This is a genomic window from Nocardia sp. NPDC049707 (assembly GCF_040674855.1).
GTDB lineage: Bacteria > Actinomycetota > Actinomycetes > Mycobacteriales > Mycobacteriaceae > Nocardia.
This window is the reverse complement of record NZ_JBFANN010000007.1, coordinates 82,630-102,376: the sequence shown is the minus strand read 5'-3', so window position 1 is coordinate 102,376 and position 19,747 is coordinate 82,630. Positions and strand designations below refer to the sequence as shown.

At 66.5% G+C, this 19,747-nt stretch carries 11 protein-coding genes; 9 read left to right on the top strand and 2 right to left on the bottom strand.

Translation table 11 applies throughout. The features are described 5' to 3' along the window. Positions 1–58: 58 nt before the first annotated feature. On the top strand, positions 59–745 hold the full coding sequence (locus tag AB0J29_RS09640) for an iron dependent repressor, metal binding and dimerization domain protein (RefSeq protein WP_364782055.1): 687 nt from the start codon (positions 59–61) through the stop codon (positions 743–745). Between the two features lie 3 nt (positions 746–748). After that, positions 749–1,729, top strand: coding sequence for a UDP-glucose 4-epimerase GalE (gene galE, locus AB0J29_RS09635; protein ID WP_364782052.1), 981 nt, complete (start codon positions 749–751; stop codon positions 1,727–1,729). 102 nt (positions 1,730–1,831) lie between these two features. On the opposite strand, the gene AB0J29_RS09630 is transcribed toward galE, so the two are convergent. Then, complete coding sequence (locus AB0J29_RS09630; protein ID WP_364782049.1) at positions 1,832–3,136, bottom strand: DUF4192 domain-containing protein; 1,305 nt, start codon at positions 3,134–3,136, stop codon at positions 1,832–1,834. Positions 3,137–3,506: 370 nt separating this feature from the next. After that, entirely contained in the window at positions 3,507–4,229 is a 723-nt protein-coding gene (locus tag AB0J29_RS09625) for a sensor domain-containing protein (RefSeq protein WP_364782046.1), read from the bottom strand. Between the two features lie 263 nt (positions 4,230–4,492). On the opposite strand from AB0J29_RS09625, the gene AB0J29_RS09620 reads away from it, so the two are divergent. The 7 genes from AB0J29_RS09620 to AB0J29_RS09590 all read left to right on the top strand — a co-directional run bounded on the left by AB0J29_RS09620 (position 4,493) and on the right by AB0J29_RS09590 (position 19,075). Then, complete coding sequence (locus tag AB0J29_RS09620) at positions 4,493–5,437, top strand: PAC2 family protein (protein ID WP_364782043.1); 945 nt, start codon at positions 4,493–4,495, stop codon at positions 5,435–5,437. Positions 5,438–5,486: 49 nt separating this feature from the next. Continuing rightward, positions 5,487–7,985, top strand: coding sequence for a DUF3516 domain-containing protein (locus AB0J29_RS09615; RefSeq protein WP_364782040.1), 2,499 nt, complete (start codon positions 5,487–5,489; stop codon positions 7,983–7,985). A 126-nt stretch (positions 7,986–8,111) separates the two neighbouring features. Continuing rightward, positions 8,112–9,212 (top strand): type III PLP-dependent enzyme, encoded by a 1,101-nt coding sequence (locus tag AB0J29_RS09610; RefSeq protein ID WP_364782340.1) that lies wholly within the window; start codon positions 8,112–8,114, stop codon positions 9,210–9,212. Positions 9,213–9,220: 8 nt separating this feature from the next. Then, positions 9,221–10,423 carry an adenosylmethionine decarboxylase gene (speD, locus tag AB0J29_RS09605; protein ID WP_364782037.1) on the top strand — a complete coding sequence of 401 codons (1,203 nt, stop codon included), beginning with the start codon at positions 9,221–9,223 and terminating at the stop codon, positions 10,421–10,423. Between the two features lie 135 nt (positions 10,424–10,558). Next, the gene (locus tag AB0J29_RS09600) at positions 10,559–13,936 is read left to right on the top strand and encodes a DUF4132 domain-containing protein (RefSeq protein WP_364782034.1); all 3,378 of its coding nucleotides are present in this window, start codon (positions 10,559–10,561) and stop codon (positions 13,934–13,936) included. A gap of 78 nt (positions 13,937–14,014) precedes the next feature. Continuing rightward, entirely contained in the window at positions 14,015–15,097 is a 1,083-nt protein-coding gene (locus AB0J29_RS09595; RefSeq protein WP_364782031.1) for an AAA family ATPase, read from the top strand. 6 nt (positions 15,098–15,103) lie between these two features. Then, the gene (locus tag AB0J29_RS09590; protein ID WP_364782028.1) at positions 15,104–19,075 is read left to right on the top strand and encodes a DUF5682 family protein; all 3,972 of its coding nucleotides are present in this window, start codon (positions 15,104–15,106) and stop codon (positions 19,073–19,075) included. The last annotated feature ends 672 nt before the right edge of the window (positions 19,076–19,747 follow it).

Here is a 19,747-nt window from a genome sequence, read left to right as displayed (position 1 = left end):
CGGGACGCGGGGGTGTCGACGTGCGTGGGTAGAATTCGTGCCGACGAAGGGGTAACAGGTGAAGGATCTGGTCGACACCACGGAGATGTACCTCCGTACCATCTACGACCTCGAGGAAGAGGGCGTGGTGCCCCTGCGTGCGCGCATCGCCGAACGCCTCGAGCAGAGCGGACCGACGGTCAGCCAGACCGTCGCGCGGATGGAACGCGATGGTCTGCTGCTGGTCGCCGGTGACCGCCATCTCGAACTGACCGAGAAGGGCCGCAGCATGGCGGTCGCGGTAATGCGCAAGCATCGCCTCGCCGAGCGGCTGCTCGTGGACATCATCGGGCTCGACTGGCAGAACGTGCACGCCGAGGCGTGCCGCTGGGAACACGTCATGAGCGAGGATGTCGAGCGGCGGCTGGTCGAGGTACTCAATCACCCGACCACCTCTCCCTACGGCAACCCGATTCCGGGCTTGGACGAGCTCGGCATCGCCCCGCCGAATGCCGCCGACGAGACCCTTGTGCGGCTGTCGGATCTGCCGCACGGCCAGGTGCACGCGGTCGTGGTACGTCGCCTCGCCGAGCACATCCAGACCGATCCCGAGGTCATCGGCCAGTTGCGGGAGGCGGGCGTGGTGCCCGACGCCCGAGTAACGGTCGAGACCAAGCCCGGTTCGGTGGTCATCACCGTGCCCGGCCACGAAGGTTTCGGGCTCTCGGATGAAATGGCCCATGCCGTCCAGGTGAAGCTGGTCTGAGGCGTGAAACTTCTGGTCACGGGTGGCGCGGGCTACGTCGGTGGTGTCTGCGCGCAGGTTCTGCTCGAATCGGGGCACGAGGTCGTCGTGGTCGACGATCTGTCGACCGGCAACGCCGAGGGCGTGCCGACCGAGGCGCGGTTCGTCGAGGGTGATATCGCGGTCGCGGCGCCGACACTGCTCGAGGCCGAATCCTTCGATGGTGTGCTGCATTTCGCGGCGCAGTCGCTGGTCGGCGAGTCGGTGCAGCAGCCGGAGAAGTACTGGCACGGCAATGTGGTGAAGACGCTCGAATTGCTGGAGGCGATGCGCCGCACCGAAACACCGCGGCTGGTGTTCTCCTCGACCGCGGCTGTGTACGGCGAACCCGAACAGGTGCCGATCACCGAGGACGCGCCGACCCGGCCGACCAACCCTTACGGCGCCTCCAAGCTGGCCATCGACCACGCCATCACCTCCTACTCGATTGCCCACGGCTTGGCCGCGACCAGCCTGCGGTATTTCAATGTCGCGGGCGCCTACGGCGGCCTCGGCGAAAACCGGGTGGTGGAAACCCATCTCATCCCCCTCGTACTCCAGGTCGCCCTTGGTCATCGCAAGGCGATTTCGGTCTTCGGCACCGACTGGCCAACACCCGACGGCACCGCGGTCCGTGATTACATCCACATCCGCGACCTCGCCGACGCCCATCTGCTGGCCCTCGACTCCGCGGAATCCGGCACACATCGCATCCTCAATCTCGGCAGCGGCACCGGTTTCTCGGTCCGCGAAGTGATTTCCGCCTGTGAGCGCGTCACAGGCCTGCCCATCGCGGCCGAGGACGCGCCGCGCCGCGCCGGCGACCCGGCCACCCTGATCGCGTCCAGCGATCGTGCCATCACCGACCTCGGCTGGCAGCCCAAGCACAACAACCTCGACGAAATCGTCGCCGACGCTTGGGAATTCCTCCGCGACCTCGGTCCGCTGGCACACAGCGCCAAATAGGCAGGTCCCGCATCAAGCGCAGTCACATGGTGGTGCTGCCCTTGCCACCACCACCATGTGACTCGCTGGCTCACCGCTGACCGCCCGAGAACGCGAGCAAGGTCACCGGACGGCCGGCCCCAGGTCGATGCCGAGGTCCGCGGCAATGCCGAGCCCGCAGTAGGCAAGCCGGCGTAGCGTATCCGGGCGCATCCCCGTGTGCAGGGAGATCTCGAGCAGACTCGCCATGGAATGGGCGGGATCGGCTGCCAAGGCCGCTTGTAGTGCGATGCCGGCGAACGGCCCGTCGCCGCGGATGTAGGCGCTGTAGCCGAGCAGTGTTGCGGCATCGGCACGGTCGCTGCCCGACAGTGCATGGGTCAGCGCCACCCACAGCGTTTCCGCGGGGGCGGCGTGGTCTCCGACGGCCAGCCCGAACAGTGCGTCACGCACCGTCCGATCACGCAGTGCTGCGGCCAGTTCCGCGTATTCCTTGGCGGTGAGGGCCACATCGGAGTCGATATTGGCGATCTGCCACACCACATGTTCGAGTGCCCGCCGGTGATATCCGTCGGGATCACCGCGCCGGACCGCCGCCGCGTACCGCTCGTGCGCGAGTGCGAGGGCGCTGTCGAGATACACCGCGACCTGTTGCGCCAGTTCCGCATCCGGTGCGACCAGATCGGTCAGCTCCGAACGGGTGCCACGGATCGGCCGCCCGTCGAGCACATGCGCCACGGTCACCATCGATGTCGCCGGATCCGGCAGCGTCCCACGATGATTCGCATCGAGCAGACTCCACCACCGCTGCTCCGCCTCGATCGCGCGCACCGCCCAGGCACCTTCGAGGTACACCTCGGCCCGCGCCAGCCGCCGCGCGAACGCCGCTATGAGCGTGCCCCACGGTCCCATACTCGCGGCACCGTTTCGGCGGGTACGCCGCGGTTCGCGCGCCCGGTCGTCGACGATTACCGCGAGTACCTCGGTGGCTCCCTCGGCGGCACAGATGTGCGAAACACACTCCGCATATGCCGCCGCGAGCCCGCGGCGACCTCCACCCTCCTGATCCAAATCGAACCGCACCACCGCATCGATGATCGGACTCTGCTCTGCGTCGGTCGTGCCCCGCAGCACAGCCACCACCAGCGATCGCTCCGGCACGAAGCCGACCATCGCGGGCACCGCCACTATCAATTCTCCAGGATCGTCGACATGCAGCGCATCCCCCGGAATCCGATCCCCGAATTCCGGCGGCGGTTCCGCACAGATCCCCGGGCGCGGCGCTATCGCGAACCCCCGTGTGCACTCCGACGATTCGTCGTCGATATCAGGGTCGAAGAAGGACAGCGCACCGATTCGGGCGGCGACCTTGTCGGCGGGCCACGTTCGATACGCGTGCGTCGCAACGCCATCGCCTTCGATTCGCACCGCGCCGCCTGTTTCCGCGCCGTCATGCGGGTGTTCCACATCGCATCGGCCCGAGCCGCTGACAGGTGCCGCGCGGACGGATTTGCGGAGCTGAACGGCGGGGCTCGTGCAAAATCCAGTGCGGGGTGATGCGCCATCACCTGGATCGCCGAGGGCGGGAGCGGGGTTCGTGGAAGTCGTCATGCATCGAGGGTGCGCGCATCCACCGCTGCGCCCGGGACGCTGACCTTGGGATCGATTTGCCCTGTGGATAACATTTGGGCTGTGCACGAAGCGGGCACCGAATACGAAAACTGCGGCGACGATGTCGGTGCCACCTGCTACCGTCCGGCCGCAAGCTCCAGCCGGCGATCGGCGGACACCGCGGCGTTCACCCCTTCTTGACCTTTCCCACCGCCGTCGTGAACAGCTCGTCCAACGCTGCCGTATCCGGCGTCCTATCGCCGAATGTCATGTACGTCACCGTGATTCGCACATCGGCGACCTGTCCGGTCAGCGTCTGCATCGACTGCGTCAACCCGGCCGCGCTCACCTGCGGCGCCACCGTGCGGCGCAGCGCGAGGGTGTCGTCGGCATCGATCGGTGGCGCCGTTTGCAGTTCGGTGGTCACCGTCGTCGTCGCACCCGCTCGGGTCACGTGCACCTGCTGACACCGCTTCACCTGCTCCCGCAAGGTCGACAGCGGCTGCCCGGTCCTGGTCAACTCCACGGTCATGGTGGCGCGTGTCCGGTTGTCGGTGCCCACCGTGACGGCCGTCTGATTCGGACCGAATTGCTGAGCGGGCGGAACACATCCATCGGGCTGCACTGTCGCACCGCGCCCGACCCCGGTCAGATCGCCCGCCGCCTGCGCGGCGGCTTCTGATGACAGCACCACGGCCTCGTATCCGACCGGAAACTGCGTGGCATCGGGCAGCAGCGTCGAAAGCTGTGCCGTCACATGCTGGGTCACCGTATTCGGTCCGGAGGCGACCGGATGTCCGGTCACCGTCGACGCGCAGCCCGCGAGCAGCACAGCACCCGCGGTGAGGGGCACCCAACCCGATACCCCGAATCCGCGTTGCCCCCAGCGCGACGAATCCGGCACAGTCACCGCTCCACTGTGCCAAAGTCCCCGTGCCCGCCCGCGAAGCCACGCCGATTCTTCGAGTGACCTGCGCGTGATCGCCAGCGGTGACCGGGCCGGGAATGGGCGGGGCATCACCGATGTTGCCCTGTCTTATGGGTCGGTGTCGCCCGTGGCAACGTGTGTCGTGGCCATGGGGGACAATGGACAGTGGTTGACCGCCGCGAATTGCCCCAAAGGCCTGTGAACCTGGAAGCTCGCATCGGTGAACCGCGCAGGAAGGAGACGCGATGGACCACGAGTCGCGAATGTACGAGTTGGAGTTCCCAGCTCCGCAGCTGTCGAACGACGATGGCTTGGGTCCGGTCCTGGTACACGGACTGGAGGGCTTCACCGATGCCGGGCATGCGGTGCGGCTGGCCACGACGCACCTGCGCGAGAGTCTCGAGAGCGAACTGGTCGCCTCGTTCGATGTCGACGAGTTGCTGGACTACCGCTCGCGTCGTCCGCTGATGACGTTCAAGTCCGACCACTTCTCTGATTACGCCGAACCCGAGCTGAATCTCTGGGCGCTGCGCGACACCTCGGGCACCCCGTTCCTGCTGCTGTCCGGCCTGGAACCGGATCTGCGCTGGGAGAAGTTCAGCACCGCGGTGCGTCTGCTCGCCGAACAGCTCGGTGTGCGACGCAGTATCGGACTGAGTGCCATCCCGATGGCGATCCCGCATACCCGCCCGCTCGGCATTACCGCGCACTCCTCCGACCGCGACCTCATCGCTGACCACCAGCGCTGGCCCGGCGAACTACAGGTGCCAGGCAGCGCGTCCTCGCTGCTGGAGTACCGGATGGCCCAGCACGGCCACGAATCGGTCGGCTTCTCCGTACATGTGCCGCACTACCTCGCGCAGACCGCCTACCCGGAGGCCGCGCAGACCCTGCTCGAGCACGTCGCCAACAACGCGGGCCTGGAATTCCCGCTGGCCGCGCTCGGTGAGGCCGCCGCGCGGGTGCGCGAACAGGTCAACGAGCACATCGCGGGCAATTCCGAGGTCGAGACGGTGGTACACGCGCTCGAACGCCAGTACGACAGCTTCGTCACCGCCCAGGAACGCCAGTCGAGTTTGCTGGTCGGCGACGGTGAACTGCCGAGCGGCGACGAGTTGGGCGCCGAATTCGAGCGCTTCCTGGCCGAACAGGGCGGCTACGACGGCGACGGGGACGCAGCGCCCAACTGAACCGATCACCCTGATGGAGCCGTGAACGGCTGCACGTAGGGTAGTCGGAGTGGATCTGACCGAACTGCTCGAGATACCGGGAACCGACGCCGACGCGCTATACGAATCTTTCGGGGCGTGGGCGGCCGAGCAGGGCACCCCGCTGTATCCGGCGCAGGACGAGGCGCTACTGGAATTGGCGTCCGGATCCAATGTCATCCTGGCCACCCCCACAGGGTCCGGTAAATCGCTGGTCGCGGTCGGCGCGCATCTGTTCGCGCTGACTCGTGGTCTGCGCACCTACTACACCGCACCCATCAAAGCCCTGGTCAGCGAGAAGTTCTTCGCCCTGTGCGATGTCTTCGGCGCGGATCGGGTCGGCATGGTGACCGGTGACGCGGCGGTGAATCCGCAGGCGCCGATCATCTGCGCCACCGCCGAGATCCTGGCGAATATGGCGCTGCGCGAGGGCGCGGCCGCCGAAGTCGGCCAGGTCGTGATGGATGAATTCCACTTCTACGCCGATCCGGACCGCGGCTGGGCCTGGCAGGTGCCGCTGCTCGAACTTCCACGCGCCCAATTCCTGCTGATGTCGGCCACTCTCGGCGAGGTGGACTTCTTCGCCACCGATCTCGAGCGCCGCACGGGTAATCCGACCGCCATCGTCGCGGGCACCGAACGTCCTGTCCCGCTGAGCTTTTCCTACGCGCGCACCCCGATCACCGAAACCCTCGAAGATCTCGTCACGACCAACCAGTCACCGGTGTACGTCGTGCATTTCACCCAGGCGGCCGCGTTGGAACGTGCCCAGGCACTGACCAGCGTCAACTTCGCCACCCGCGCCGAAAAGGACGCCATCGCAACGGCACTGGGCGATTTCCGCTTCTCCTCCGGCTTCGGCAAGACCCTGTCCCGGCTGATCCGCCACGGTATCGGCGTACATCACGCGGGAATGCTGCCCAAATACCGCCGCCTGGTGGAGCGCCTGGCCCAGGACGGTCTGCTGAAGGTGGTGTGCGGCACCGACACCCTCGGCGTCGGCATCAACGTGCCGATCCGCACGGTGCTGCTCACCGGCCTCACCAAATTCGACGGTGTGCGCACCCGCAGGCTCAAGGCCCGCGAATTCCATCAGATCGCGGGCCGCGCGGGCCGGGCGGGCTACGACACCATGGGCACCGTCGTCGTGCAGGCTCCCGACCACGAGGTGGAGAACACCCGGCTGCTGGCCAAGGCGGGCGACGATCCGAAGAAGCAGCGCAAGGTGGTGCGCCGCAAACCGCCGGAGGGGTTCGTCTCCTGGAGCGAGGAGACCTTCGACCGGCTCGTCACCGCCAGCCCCGAACCGATGGTGTCGCGCTTCAACGTGACGAACTCCATGCTGCTCAACGTGATCGCCCGGCCGGGCAATTGCTTCGATGCCATGCGTCACCTGCTCGAGGACAACCACGAGCCCCGCCCCGCGCAACGCCGCCACATCCTGCGCGCCATCCGCCTCTACCGTGCCCTGCGCGATGCCGGTGTGGTGCAACAACTTCCGGAACCCGACGCACAGGGCCGCCGCGCCAGACTCACCGTCGACCTGCAGCGCGATTTCGCCCTCGACCAGCCCCTGTCCCCCTTCGCCCTCGCCGCCCTCGAGCTGCTCGACAAGGACGCCTCCGGCTACACCCTCGACGTCATCTCGCTCATCGAATCGACACTCGAGGATCCGCGCCAACTGCTGATGGCCCAGCAGCACAAGGCCCGCGGCCAGGCGATCAACGAGATGAAGGCCGACGGCATCGAATACGACGAACGCATGGAGCTGCTGGAAGAGGTCACCTGGCCCAAACCACTGGCCGAGCTGATCGAACCCGCCTTCGAGACCTACCGCGCCGGCCACCCCTGGATGTCGGAATTCGCCCCGTCCCCCAAATCGGTTGTTCGCGACATGATCGAACGTTCGATGACCTTCGCCGAGCTGATCTCGCATTACGAACTCGCCCGCTCCGAGGGGGTGGTGCTGCGCTATCTCGCCGACGCCTACCGCGCGCTGCGGCGCACCGTACCGGACGCCGCGCGCACCGAGGATCTCGACGATATGACCGAATGGCTGGGCGAGCTTGTGCGCCAAGTGGATTCGAGCCTACTCGACGAATGGGAGCAGCTCACCAATCCGGGCGCGGAGACCGATGCCGATCAGGTCGCCTTCGGTGCGGAATCGGTGCGTCCGATCTCGGCCAACGAGCGCGCGTTCAAGGTGATGGTCCGCAATGCCATGTTCCGTCGCGTCGAACTCGCCGCGCTGCGCCGCTGGGAGACCCTGGCCGAGCTGGGCACCGGGCCGGACTGGGCGGCCGAGCTGACCCCCTACTTCGACGAGTACGCGAGCATCGGCACCGGCCCGGACGCCCGCGGTCCACAACTGTTCCAGGTGGAACAACGCCCCGGTTTCTGGCGGGTGCGTCAAGTGCTCGACGATCCCGCCGGAGACCACGGTTGGGCGCTGGCGGCAGTGGTCGATCTCGCCGAGTCCGATGCCGCGGGCGAGGTCGTATTCGACGAGGTCACGGTAGTCGCGGGGTGATCTTGACCAGGGTATCGTCAACGAGTTGGTTACCGGGGGCATCGCGCTGATACTCTCTCGCGCGGTACCTGAACAACGGCCGACCCCCAAACGACGGAGAGTTCCCTTAGATTGACCAGCTCAAACCTGCCCGAATCGCCCTATCTGGTCATCCACCCCGAGCGGGTGCGCGAGAACTATCGCGCACTCCAGGCCGCGGTATCCGGAGCCCGAATTCGCTTCGCGGTCAAGGCGAGTCCGGTGCCGGAAATCATCCGTCTGCTCGACCACCACGGCGCGGAGTTCGATGTCGCCAGCGTCGGTGAGATCGAGCTGTGCCTGCGCGAAGGCGTCGACCCGGCTCGCATGTGCTACGGGAACCCGATCAAGAAGGCCGCCCATATCGCGGCCGCCTACGCCGCGGGCGTGCGCCGCTACGCCTTCGACACCGAGGACGATCTGCTGCGCATCGTCGAACACGCGCCGGGCTCGGAGGTCGAGTGCCGATTCCTGTCCTCGGCGCCGCAGTCGACGACGCCCTTCGGCACCAAATTCGGCTGCTCCCCGACCGAGGCGCTGCGCCTGCTGGTGCGCGCCCGCGATCTCGGACTGATCGTCGGTGGTCCGTATTTCCACGTCGGCTCCCAGCAGACCGATCCACAGGCCTGGCACATCGGTATCGAGCAGGCGGGACGCATCGTGGCAGCGTTGGCGGACAAAGATATTCAGGTACGCACGGTGAATATCGGTGGCGGTCTGCCCATTTCGTACGTCGATGCAGCACCCGCGCTCGACGATATCGGCGCCGTCATCGCGGCCGCCACCGCCGAATTCCTGCCCGAGACCGCCGGACTCGTCGTCGAGCCCGGCCGCGCGCTCGTAGGTTCGGCGGGCACCATTCACGCCGAGGTCATCGGCGTGCGCAGTGCGCCGGACGGACGGCGCTGGGTGTATCTCGACATCGGCCGCTACAACGGAATGGCCGAGACCGAGAACGAGTACATCGCATACCGCTTCGTCACCGAACGTGACGGAGATCCCGTGGACGAAGCGGTGGTGGCCGGACCGACCTGTGATGGCGACGATGTACTGTATCAACGCACGAAGGTCCTTCTTCCGACCTCGTTGCAAGCCGGTGATCGCATCCAGATCCTCGATACCGGCGCCTACACCGCGAGCTATTCGTCGGTGTCCTTCAATGGTTTTCCGCCCTTGACCGTTCATGTCTCGGGCGCTGAGCGAGAGTGAGTTTGCCCATGACGGCGGAATTCACCGGCTGGCATGTGCTGGCCGAGTTCGGTGGTGTCGATGCAGATCTCTGCGACGATCTCGAACAACTCGAATCGGCGTTGCGTGAGTCTCTGATCGCGGCGGGCGTCACCATCTGCGATGTCGTACACAAGAAGTTCGATCCGCAGGGGGTGACCGTCCTCGCGCTGTTGTCGGAGTCCCACGCCTCGATTCACACTTATCCGGAGTCCGGCGACATCTTTGTCGACGTCTTCACCTGCGGAAGTATCGGCGCCGGCGCGTCGAAGGCCGTCGAACTACTGCGCGATAAGTTGTCTCCCAAAGATGCTCGCGTACAGATCATCCAGCGCGGGCACGGCTCGACGCGGATCGAGGAGCCGGTGGGCAATGGCCTGACCCGGATCTGGGATCTGCACGAGGTCATCGTCGACACCCGTACTCCGTACCAGCACATGGTGATCGCGCGCACCGAACAGGGCATCAGCCTGTTCTCCGACGACGATCGCCAGTCCACGGAGTTCTCCCAGCTGACCTATCACGAGGCGATGATGGTCCCCGCCTTCGCGCTGGCCGCGAAGCTGGACAAGGTCCTGATCATCGGCTCGGGTGAGGGTGTGGCCAGCCAGATGTCGGTCGCCGCGGGAGCGACGCTGGTGGATCACGTCGATATCGACCAGCGCGAGGTCGAGTTGTGCGCCGAGCACCTGCCCTACGGCTACACCAGCGACGAGCTGGCCGCCGCGGTGAAGGGCGAAGGACCGGTCAAGGTGCACTACGCCGACGGCTGGGACTTCCTGGCCAACGCGTCCGAGGCGGGTACCCGCTACGACGTGATCGTCATCGATCTGCCCGACGAGCGGGTCGAGGACGCGCAGCACAACCGGCTCTACGAGTCGGAGTTCCTGTCGCGATGTCAGGCACTGCTCGCACCCGGCGGCGTACTCAGCGCACAGGCCGGATGCGCGACAATGTGGCGCAACGAGACGTTGAAGCGCTCATGGCAGCGCTTCCACGACCAGTTCGACACCGTGGTGCAGTACGGCAGTGATGAGCACGAGTGGACATTCCTGTTCGGGTTGAACGAGCGAATCGATCACCCGGTGCAGGCGATGACCGATCGGCTGGGCACGCTGCCCTACCAGGCCGACACGATCGACGCGCGGGCGCTGGTGCGCGGCGCGATCGAACCGTACGCGCTGCGCGTTTAGCAGCACTCGCGAATCGCACCGGCTCCCAAAGGATTTCCCTTCGAGCCGGTGCGATTCTGCGTTCGGCCGGGTGCGCGCGCTCGACCGGACTCGGTTTTCCGGACTTGTCGGAGGGTGCCGCTACATTCGGTGTCGATGACGTTCCAGGAGATCGGGGGATTGATGATCCAGACTGCGCATATCGATGAGGATCGGTGGGCGGTGCCCGCTGAATGGTGGGCGCAGGCACTGCCGTTCCGTGGGCTGGGGCCCGCGCGGGCGCCGAGTGTGACCGAGGATCCGGCGGCACAATGGATGGCGCTACTGGCGGAGAACACCGAATCTATTCGACGGTTACTGTCCCACAACAGTTTTCAATCGGATGCCGAGCTTGCACATGCGGCGATGACGATTCTCGATCAGCCGGACGGTCACACGCCGCTCGGGGTGGCGGCGGTTGCGCTGGCCAGTTGGGGCATGTCCGAGGATTGGACCTGGGACGAGTGGAACACCCGGATCGCCGATGGCTGGATCGCGCGCTATGGTGCGGGCTTCGCCGCGGAGACCGCGGTGCGGTTCGCCGGGCTGAGTTACAGCTATACGCATTCCGCTTCGGAACGGAATCGCCGGCTGCCGATGCGGCTGCCATCGGATTCGAACGGTGATCGTGGGGCGTACCACGTGCTGGCTCGCGTCCGGGCGCACCTCGCGGTGCTGTCGGATGCCGAATACCGCGGCGTCATCGCCAGGCTGTCCGAAGTGCGCGCCTCGGGTCCGCGCTCGGCGCGCATCGCGGCGACCTATCTGATTCCCACCCAACAGGATTGGCTCGACAGCGAACTCGCTGCCGATGAACCGGTGGACAGTCGCGGGCCGTTCCCGCTGCTCATGACCTGCGCCACGAATATCGCCCAGCTGGACCTGCTCACCGAGCGCTTGAACGACAGCCCGTTCTCCCCCAACCCGCACAGCTACGACGCTGGGCGGGGTCGCGTCCTTTGCAGCGCCCTCGCACATATCGGCCCCGACTGCGCCGCGCTGGTCGGCCGTGCCCTGAACCACAAGGACCTGCCCAAGGATTACGTCGAGGTGCTGGCCGAGGTATTGGCCCAGTTACCCACCGACCGAGCATTCGAGCTTCTGCTCCGTCATCTCGACCGCCCGGGTACGGCGGACGCGGTTTTTGCTGCGGTCCAGCGTTTTCCGCGACGGGCGATGCGACTGCTCGCAGCGTCCGCGCGATCGTCGAGTATGCGGTACGTCCTGCGGACCCATGTGACGACGTACCCGGACCTCGCGGTGGAATTCGGCGTGGCATCCGAGCGCCCGCCGACGTGCACCGAGGATCAGCTGCCCGAACTGCTCAGGACTCCCCCCTGGGAACGTTCCTATGAAAGCCCACGTCCTGTGGTGTTGACCGCCATTGCCCAACCACGACCGATCAGGCTGGATTGGGCCCCCAACGAACAGGACGAGTGGGCGGCGATCCGCGTCGCGGTGCCGGCGTACCTCGGCACCGACTGGGCGAACCGGATCGCCGATGCAGTCGAGCACCGACTGTGGTCGGTTGTCCCTATCTTCGCCACCGCACCGCCGGACCTCGTCCGGAAATACCTGTCCACCGCGAAACCGGCCCATCTGTGGGACGCCGAGGATGGAATGCGTCGCATTCTGGCCAGATTCGGCACCGAGGCGCTCGACTGGGTCCTAGCCAGCGCGCGGGAGAATCGTCCGACCCTCACCGCGGTGATACCGCCGATCACCGGCACGGAAATCACCCGGTTGATGGCGAAGTGGCTCGGCGGAAAACTCACCTCGGTCACCGCACGAGCCTGGTTCGATCGCCATATCCGCACGGCCGCAACGGATCTGATCGGAGACGCACTGGCCAAACCGGGCCGGGACCGAACGGCGGCCGAATCGGCACTGCGCATACTCACCGGCCGGGGCCACCGCGCCGCCATCCTCGCGGCCGCCAACGCACTCGGCCCCGAGGTACGTGCCGCGATCACCGCGATCATCGATATCGACCCTCTCATGTTGCTGCCGAAGAAGATCCCCACCGCCCCGTCCTGGTTGGTCCCCGCCGCGCTGCCGCCGATCCTGTTGCGGGACAACGGACTCGCGCTCTCGGACGCCGCCGTCAACAACCTGTGCACCATGTTGGCGATGCCGGGGCCGAGCGGTGACTATGCCGGTGTCGAGCAGGTCGCCGCGATCTCCGAACCCGCATCGCTGGCGGCGTTCACGTTGGAACTGTTCGAGGCGTGGAAGCTCGCGGGGTATCCGCCCGAGCAAGCTTGGGTGCTGCGCACACTCGGCCTATTCGGCGACGACGAAACCGTGCGGCGGCTCGGCGCTCTCATTCGCCTCTGGCCGGGCGAATCCGCCCACGCCAGAGCCGTTTCCGCATTGGATGTGCTCACGGCCATCGGCAGTGATGCGGCGCTCATGCAGCTGGCGGGCATCGCGGACAAGGTGAAGTTCAAGGGTCTGCAGACCAAGGCGCGGGAGAAAGTCGCCGAGGTTGCCGCCGAACTCGGTCTGACACCGGACGAGCTCGCCGACCGATTGGTGCCGACCTTCGGCCTGGATGCGAACGGGACCATGGTCCTGGACTACGGCCCACGCGGATTCGTCATCGGCTTCGACGAACACCTCGCACCCACCGTTTCCGACGCCGCACGCGACGACGATGGACAGTGGCGCGCCACCACCCGCCGCAAATCGTTGCCGAAGCCTGGCGTGAAGGACGATCCGGAACTCTCGGTGGCGGCATATAAAGCGTTCGGCGCGTTGAAGAAAGAGGTGCGTACCGGGGCCGCCGATCAGATTCGGCGCTTCGAGCGGGCAATGGTCACCGGTCGCCGCTGGACGGCCGATCAGCAGCAGCGCCTGTTCGTCGAGCATCCACTCCTGTGGCATCTGAGCCGACGACTGGTGTGGGCGACCTTCGATGAAACCGATACCGTCACAGGCTCTTTCCGCATTGCCGAGGATCGCACCCGCGCTGACGCCCACGACGATGCGGTTACCCTCGCCGATGACGTACTGGTCGGCATTGCCCATCCGCTGCACCTCGCCGAAACGCTCGGTGCATGGGGTGAGGTCTTCGCCGATTACGAAATCCTGCAACCGTTTCCACAGCTCCAACGCGAGGCTCACACACTCACCGAGGAAGAACGCGCCGGAGTTTTCCTGCCCCGATTCCATCGGCACACCCTGCCCACCGGCAAGGTACTCGGCCTGACCAAATACGGATGGGAGCGGGATACTCCGCAGGATGCCGGTATCCAGGGCGCGATGTTGCGCACCGTCGGCACGGATCTGACGGTGATCGTCGAACTGGATCCGGGAATCGCGGCCGGGTATGCCATGGAATTCGATGAACAGAAGATCACCGAGGTCAAGCTGGTGAGTGGTGCGTACACCCGCTGGCAGCCCACCGCCGCCGAGCACACGTTCGGCGAGCTCGATGCGATCGTCGCATCGGAACTGTTGCGCGAGTTGGAGATCCTGACCAATGGCCGCTGAGGCAGTCCTCGACCCGACCGATGTGCTCACCGCGTCTGAAATACTGCGCGATATCGCTTGGCTGAAGGCAGGACATCTATGACGACGACCGAGAATCTGCAGCGACCGCCGGCCGAACTGCGCTGGGCCGAGGATTTGGCGCGGCTGCGTGCGGGCGATACCGCACCGCGGCCACCCGGGTGGGCGCTGTCCATCGATGCCGCCAAGCGGTTCATCGTCGGTGATCCGGCGCTCGGTATCGAGCGCAAATTCGTCGGTGACGCCTCGCTCATCGATCGGGCGCTGGTCAGCCTGGCCACCACGCGCGGGCTGCTCTTGACCGGCGAGCCCGGCACCGCGAAATCGCTACTGTCCGAACTACTCTCGGCCGCGGTCTCGAGCGATTCGACACTTACCATCCAGGGCGGCGCGGCGACCACCGAGGACCAGATCCGGTACGGGTGGAACTATGCCCTGCTGGTCTCCGAGGGCCCGTCGCACCGCTCGATCGTGCCGGCACCGATGCTGCGCGGCATACGCGAGGGCAAGATCGTGCGGTTCGAGGAGCTGACCCGGTGTCCACTGGAGGTCCAGGATTCGATCCTTTCACTGCTGTCGGACCGGGTGCTCGCGGTGCCGGAGCTGAGCGAAATGGTCTACGCGGTGGACGGATTCAACGTGATCGCCACCGCCAATACCCGCGACCGCGGCGTCAACGATATGAGTGCCGCGCTCAAGCGCCGCTTCAACTTCGAGACCGTCTTCCCGATTCCGGACCTGCGCACCGAGCTGGCACTGGTCGAATCCGAGGCGACCGCGCTACTGGCCCGTTCGGGCGTGCCCGAGGTGCCGCCGCGTGACGTGCTGGAGGTGCTGGTCACCACCTTCCGCGAACTGCGCTCCGGCGCTACCGATGCCGGCGATTCCCTGGATCGGATGTCGGCGGTGATGAGTACCGCCGAGGCCGTCTCGGTGGCGCATGCGGTCGGCCTGCGGGGCTGGTATCTGCGCGGCGAACCGGGCAATGCCGCCGATATCGTCGAATGCCTCGCGGGCACGGCCGCCAAGGACAATCCGGACGATCTCGCGCGGCTGCGGCGGTATCTGGAACAGCAGGTGCCGCGCAAATCCGGTCGGGTGTGGAAGGCGTTGCACGACGCCCGATTCCAGTTGCCGGGCTGATCGACCGTGCCAACCGGTCCGGTGACCTTCCTCGGCGTGCGCCACCACAGCCCCGCCTGCGCGCGTTTGGTGCGCGATACCATCCGCGCCCTGCGGCCCGCGCATGTCCTCATCGAGGGCCCCGCCGATATGAACGACCGCTTGGATGAACTGCTGCTCGGACACGATCTGCCGATCGCGATCTTCACCAGCTACCGCGACTCCGCTACCCGCCACCTGTCGTGGACGCCGCTGTGCGACTACTCCCCCGAATGGGTCGGCCTGACCGAAGGCCGTGCCATCGGCGCACAGGTCCGATTCATCGACCTACCCGCCTGGCATCCGGCCTTGGCGGACACCGAAAACCGCTATGCCGATGCCGAACGCCGTTACGACCGAGCCATCTCCCGCCTCTGCGCGGAATTCGGCGTCGACAATTTCGACACCCTGTGGGACCACCTCTTCGAAGTCGGCGACGACGCAACCCTGCCCACCCGAATCGACACCTACTTCGACCTGGTGCGCGGCGAGGATGCGGCCGCGGACAGCGACCACGCGCGCGAGGAGTACATGTCGCGGTGGATTCGTGCGGCATTGGCCGATGTCACCTGGCAAGCGCAGCGCGTAGGTGCCGCTCCGGCTCCAGTTATCGTGGTGACCGGAGGGTTTCACCGACCCGCACTCGTTCGGCGGATTACGGCACTCGGCGACTCATTCGTCCCGTTGGCCAGCCCAGTGACCGCGGATTCGCGGCGACAAGAAACCGAACCCACAGCCGAGACCGATTGGCCGGAGATTCCACGCTTCCCCGACGAGAGTGTCGGCGGCAGTTATCTGGTGCCGTACGCCTTCCGCCGGCTCGATGCTTTCGCCGGCTATCAGTCGGGGATGCCGTCGCCCGCGTACTACCACATGCTGTGGCACGATGGCGCATCCGTCGCCGCCGACGGCATCACCGAGGCTGTGGTAGCGCGGTTGCGTGGGCGCGGACAAGCCGTGTCGACCGCCGATCTGATCGGGGCCCGAGCCCTCACACTCGGGCTCAGTCGGTTGCGCGGGCATATCGCACCCGCGCGCACCGACGTGCTGGACGGGTTGGCGGGTGCGCTGATCACCGAGGCACTGGATCGGCCGTTGCCGTGGACCGGGCACGGGCAGTTGCGGCCCGGTACCGATCCAGTGGTGGTGGAGATGGTGGCGGCGCTCGCGGGTGACACCGTCGGCCGCCTACACGAGTTGACCCCGCATCCACCATTGGTCGCCGACGCCGAGCGGGAACTCCTACGCTGTGGCATTCCGGAATCCGGTCGATTCACTGGCGATCTGACCACCGCCGCCGGACTCGATGCGAGCCGCGTCCTGCATCGGCTGCGGGTGCTCGAGATTCCGGGATTCGAGCGCACTAGCGGTCCGGCCGCCGGACGCGCACCGGAGCTCACCGAAATGTGGCGGATTTCGAGCGCTGAACTGCGACTCCCCGCACTGATCGAAGCGGGCGCGCTCGGTGCGAGCTGCGCCGAGGCCGCCGCCGCCCGGCTCGGCGACCGTTTCACCGACAGTGGCGCCGACCCGGCCGCCTTGGCGGCCATTCTGTTCGACGCCACCCTCTGCGGATTGTCGGAACTGGCCGACGACATTGTCGGGACCATCCGCACCTTGATCGGATCAAGTAGCGACACAACAGCTCTCGGCAGATTGCTAGCCGCCGCTCTCGGATTGTGGCGGCACGACAGGATTTTCGGCACCAGCGCCTCGCCCACCCTCGGGGTGCTCATGGACGCCGTCGTCATCCGCCTGCTCTGGCTGGTGGAAGGAATTCGCGGCGGGCCCGTACCCGCCGACGACGGCCTCTTGCACGCGCTCATCGCCGTCCGCGATGTCGCGCTGCACGCCGAATCCACCGTAGGTGTCGAACGAGTCGACCTCACCGGCGTCTTCGGTCGATGCACCGCCGCCGATCGACCCCCGGCACTACGGGGCGCCGCCGTCGGCATGGTCGCGGTGCTCGAACCCGAGCGCACGACCGACCTCGCCCGAGCCGTCCGGCTGGCCGCGGCGCCCATCGTGCTCGGCGACTTCCTCGCCGGTCTCTTCGCCCTCGCCCGGGAGCAGGTTCTCGTGGATCCCGCTGCTGCCCAAGGCAACCAGGCATCCTCGCTCATCGCGGTCCTCGACGACCTCATCGCCCGCTTCACCCAGCCCGACTTCCTCGCCGCTCTACCCGCCCTGCGCCTCGCCTTCGCCTGGTTCCCGCCCCGTGAACGCGCGGCCATCGCCAACCGCCTACTCGGACTCCGCGGGGTCGTCGGCTCCGCGGCCGCTCTACTTCGCCTTCCCGCAGACCCCGCCCTGGTCGCTCGTGCACAGGCCGTCGAACTTCGGGTAGACGAGCTGCTCGGCGATCACGGACTGATCGCTGTCGCGGCCGACACGCCCGCCTCGGTGAGCCGAGCGCTCGACGGTGTCCCCGATGCGGGCGACATGCGAATCCCACACGGCGACCGCCTGCATGTCGGGCCGCCGGAACAGGATTCGGCGCGCGAAAGCGTCCAGCCACATGTCGAGGCAACGGGCGAATATCCCGCTACCGATGACGGTTCCCACCCCATCGTGCCGCAAGCGGCGATGACGGCAGGTGTGTCGTCCGCATCGGTTGAGATCGCGAGCAACACAACGCCCCGCATGGCCGATCGCCGATCTCGCCCAGGGCGGCAGGGCGACCAGCAAACAACCGAATCGGCATGCACCGCAGATCATTCGGGCACCGCGACCGGTCATCGCGCTGCGGGCGTCGACCGTGCGAGCTCGTACATTCCGCTCGACCAGGGAACCACGTCACGGACGAGGCCACCCGAATCCGGTAGCAGTGCAACGAGTTCCGGTGCGGCAGCCATCGATCCGGTGCTCGAACGATGGCGGCTCATCCTCGGATCCGCAGGGGCGGCCACGAGCGCTCTGAGCGGCCAGGGTGCGGCACAGGATGCCGCGCTCGACTGGCTGTACGAGCGCGACGACGATATGGATCGACGCGATGTTCGACGGACCGGCGGGGGCGGTCCATCGCTGGTCAACGCGGTGGACTGGCTCGACGATATTCATCGGCTGTTCCCGAAGACTACGATCGAGCGGCTCGAACGGGATGCGGTGCAGCGTTTCGGATTACACGAGGTGATTACCGATCCCGGTGTGCTGGAGCGGCTCGAGCCGAATGCCGAGCTGCTCGGTGCGGTCCTGCGCACCAAACATCTGATGAATCCCGAGGTGCTGCGGATGGCGCGGCGGATCGTGGAGCGGGTGGTGCGCGAGCTCATGGCGAAATTGGCGACCGAGATCCGTACCAGTTTCGCCGGAACCCGCTCACGTCGGCCGAGCCGCCTGCCGCGCGCCGCCGACTTCGACTTCCCGAAGACAGTGCGCACCAACCTCGCGCACTACCGACCGCAGGAACGCAAGCTCTATGTCGAGACCGCGCATTTCCGGGCCCGTTCCCGACGGCATATGGATACCTGGCAGGTCATCCTGCTGGTCGATCAGTCCGGTTCCATGGCCGGCTCGGTCATCCACTCCGCCGTCACGGCGGCGTGTCTGTGGGGTCTGCCCGGCATCAAAACCCATCTGATCGCCTTCGATACCGCGGTCGTCGATCTCACTGCCGACGTCGACGATCCGGTCGAGCTGCTGATGCGTGTACAACTGGGTGGCGGCACCGATATCGCCCGTGCCGTCGCCTACGCCGCGCAACTCGTTGAACATCCACGCCGCAGCATCATCGCCGTGATCAGCGACTTCTATGAGGGTGGTGACCCGGCCTGGTTGATCCGCACCGCGGCCGCCCTGGTCGCCGAGGGCACCATTGTGCTCGGCCTGGCCGCCCTCGACGAACAGGCCGATCCGGCCTTCGACCGCGATATGGGGCAACGACTCGCCGACGTCGGCGTCCATGTGGGTGCGATGACACCCGGTGAGCTCGCCACCTTCATCGCCGAGACGATCGGATAACCGATGCGCGCCGACCTCCTCGCCCTCACCGACGACTCCCTCATCGCCCTCGCCAACCGCGGCATAGTCAAACGCGCCATCAAGGAAAACGCCACCACCCCACCACAACTCACCGAAAATCCGGACACCACCGTCGAGGCCGACTTTCCCGACGGCACCCACACGACCCTGCCTCCAGGTGTCACCATCGACGCCGCGCCCTGCTCCTGCGGCGCACCTACGCTCTGCCGCCACCGGGTAATGACCGTCCTGGCCTACCGCGACGCTCGGACTACGGCCCCCGCACGCACACGAACCATAGTCACGACGCCAGATGCGCCCAACTCCGAAATAGCCGAACCGAATTCGACACCGACCGACGGCACGGCGCCGGATCCCGCAGACGCCTGCCCCCCGGAGACCGGCTCTCGGGGTGGGCCGCACGCGGGCAACCCGTCGTCGGACACTGACGAACAGACACGAACTGGCGACGCGAGTTCCAACCACCTCGGGCATCGACCTCCCGCACTCGCCGATGGCCATAGTACGACCGGCGACCTACCGCACTCCGACCACACCGGCAGATCTCCGGGCACCGACTCTCAGCTGACCGAGTCGGCATCGGCAGTCTTCGGCGAGGTAGCGGAGCCGGAAACGGACTTCGTCGGTGTCGCCGGAGATCAACCGGTACAA

What these genes read in the sequence shown, in the direction of transcription:
- AB0J29_RS09620 (WP_364782043.1), top strand. Translation starts at nt 4,493, where the DNA reads ATGGACCACGAGTCGCGAATGTACGAGTTGGAGTTCCCAGCTCCGCAG.
- AB0J29_RS09595 (WP_364782031.1), top strand. Translation starts at nt 14,015, where the DNA reads ATGACGACGACCGAGAATCTGCAGCGACCGCCGGCCGAACTGCGCTGG.
- AB0J29_RS09600 (WP_364782034.1), top strand. Translation starts at nt 10,559, where the DNA reads ATGACGTTCCAGGAGATCGGGGGATTGATGATCCAGACTGCGCATATC.
- speD (WP_364782037.1), top strand. Translation starts at nt 9,221, where the DNA reads ATGACGGCGGAATTCACCGGCTGGCATGTGCTGGCCGAGTTCGGTGGT.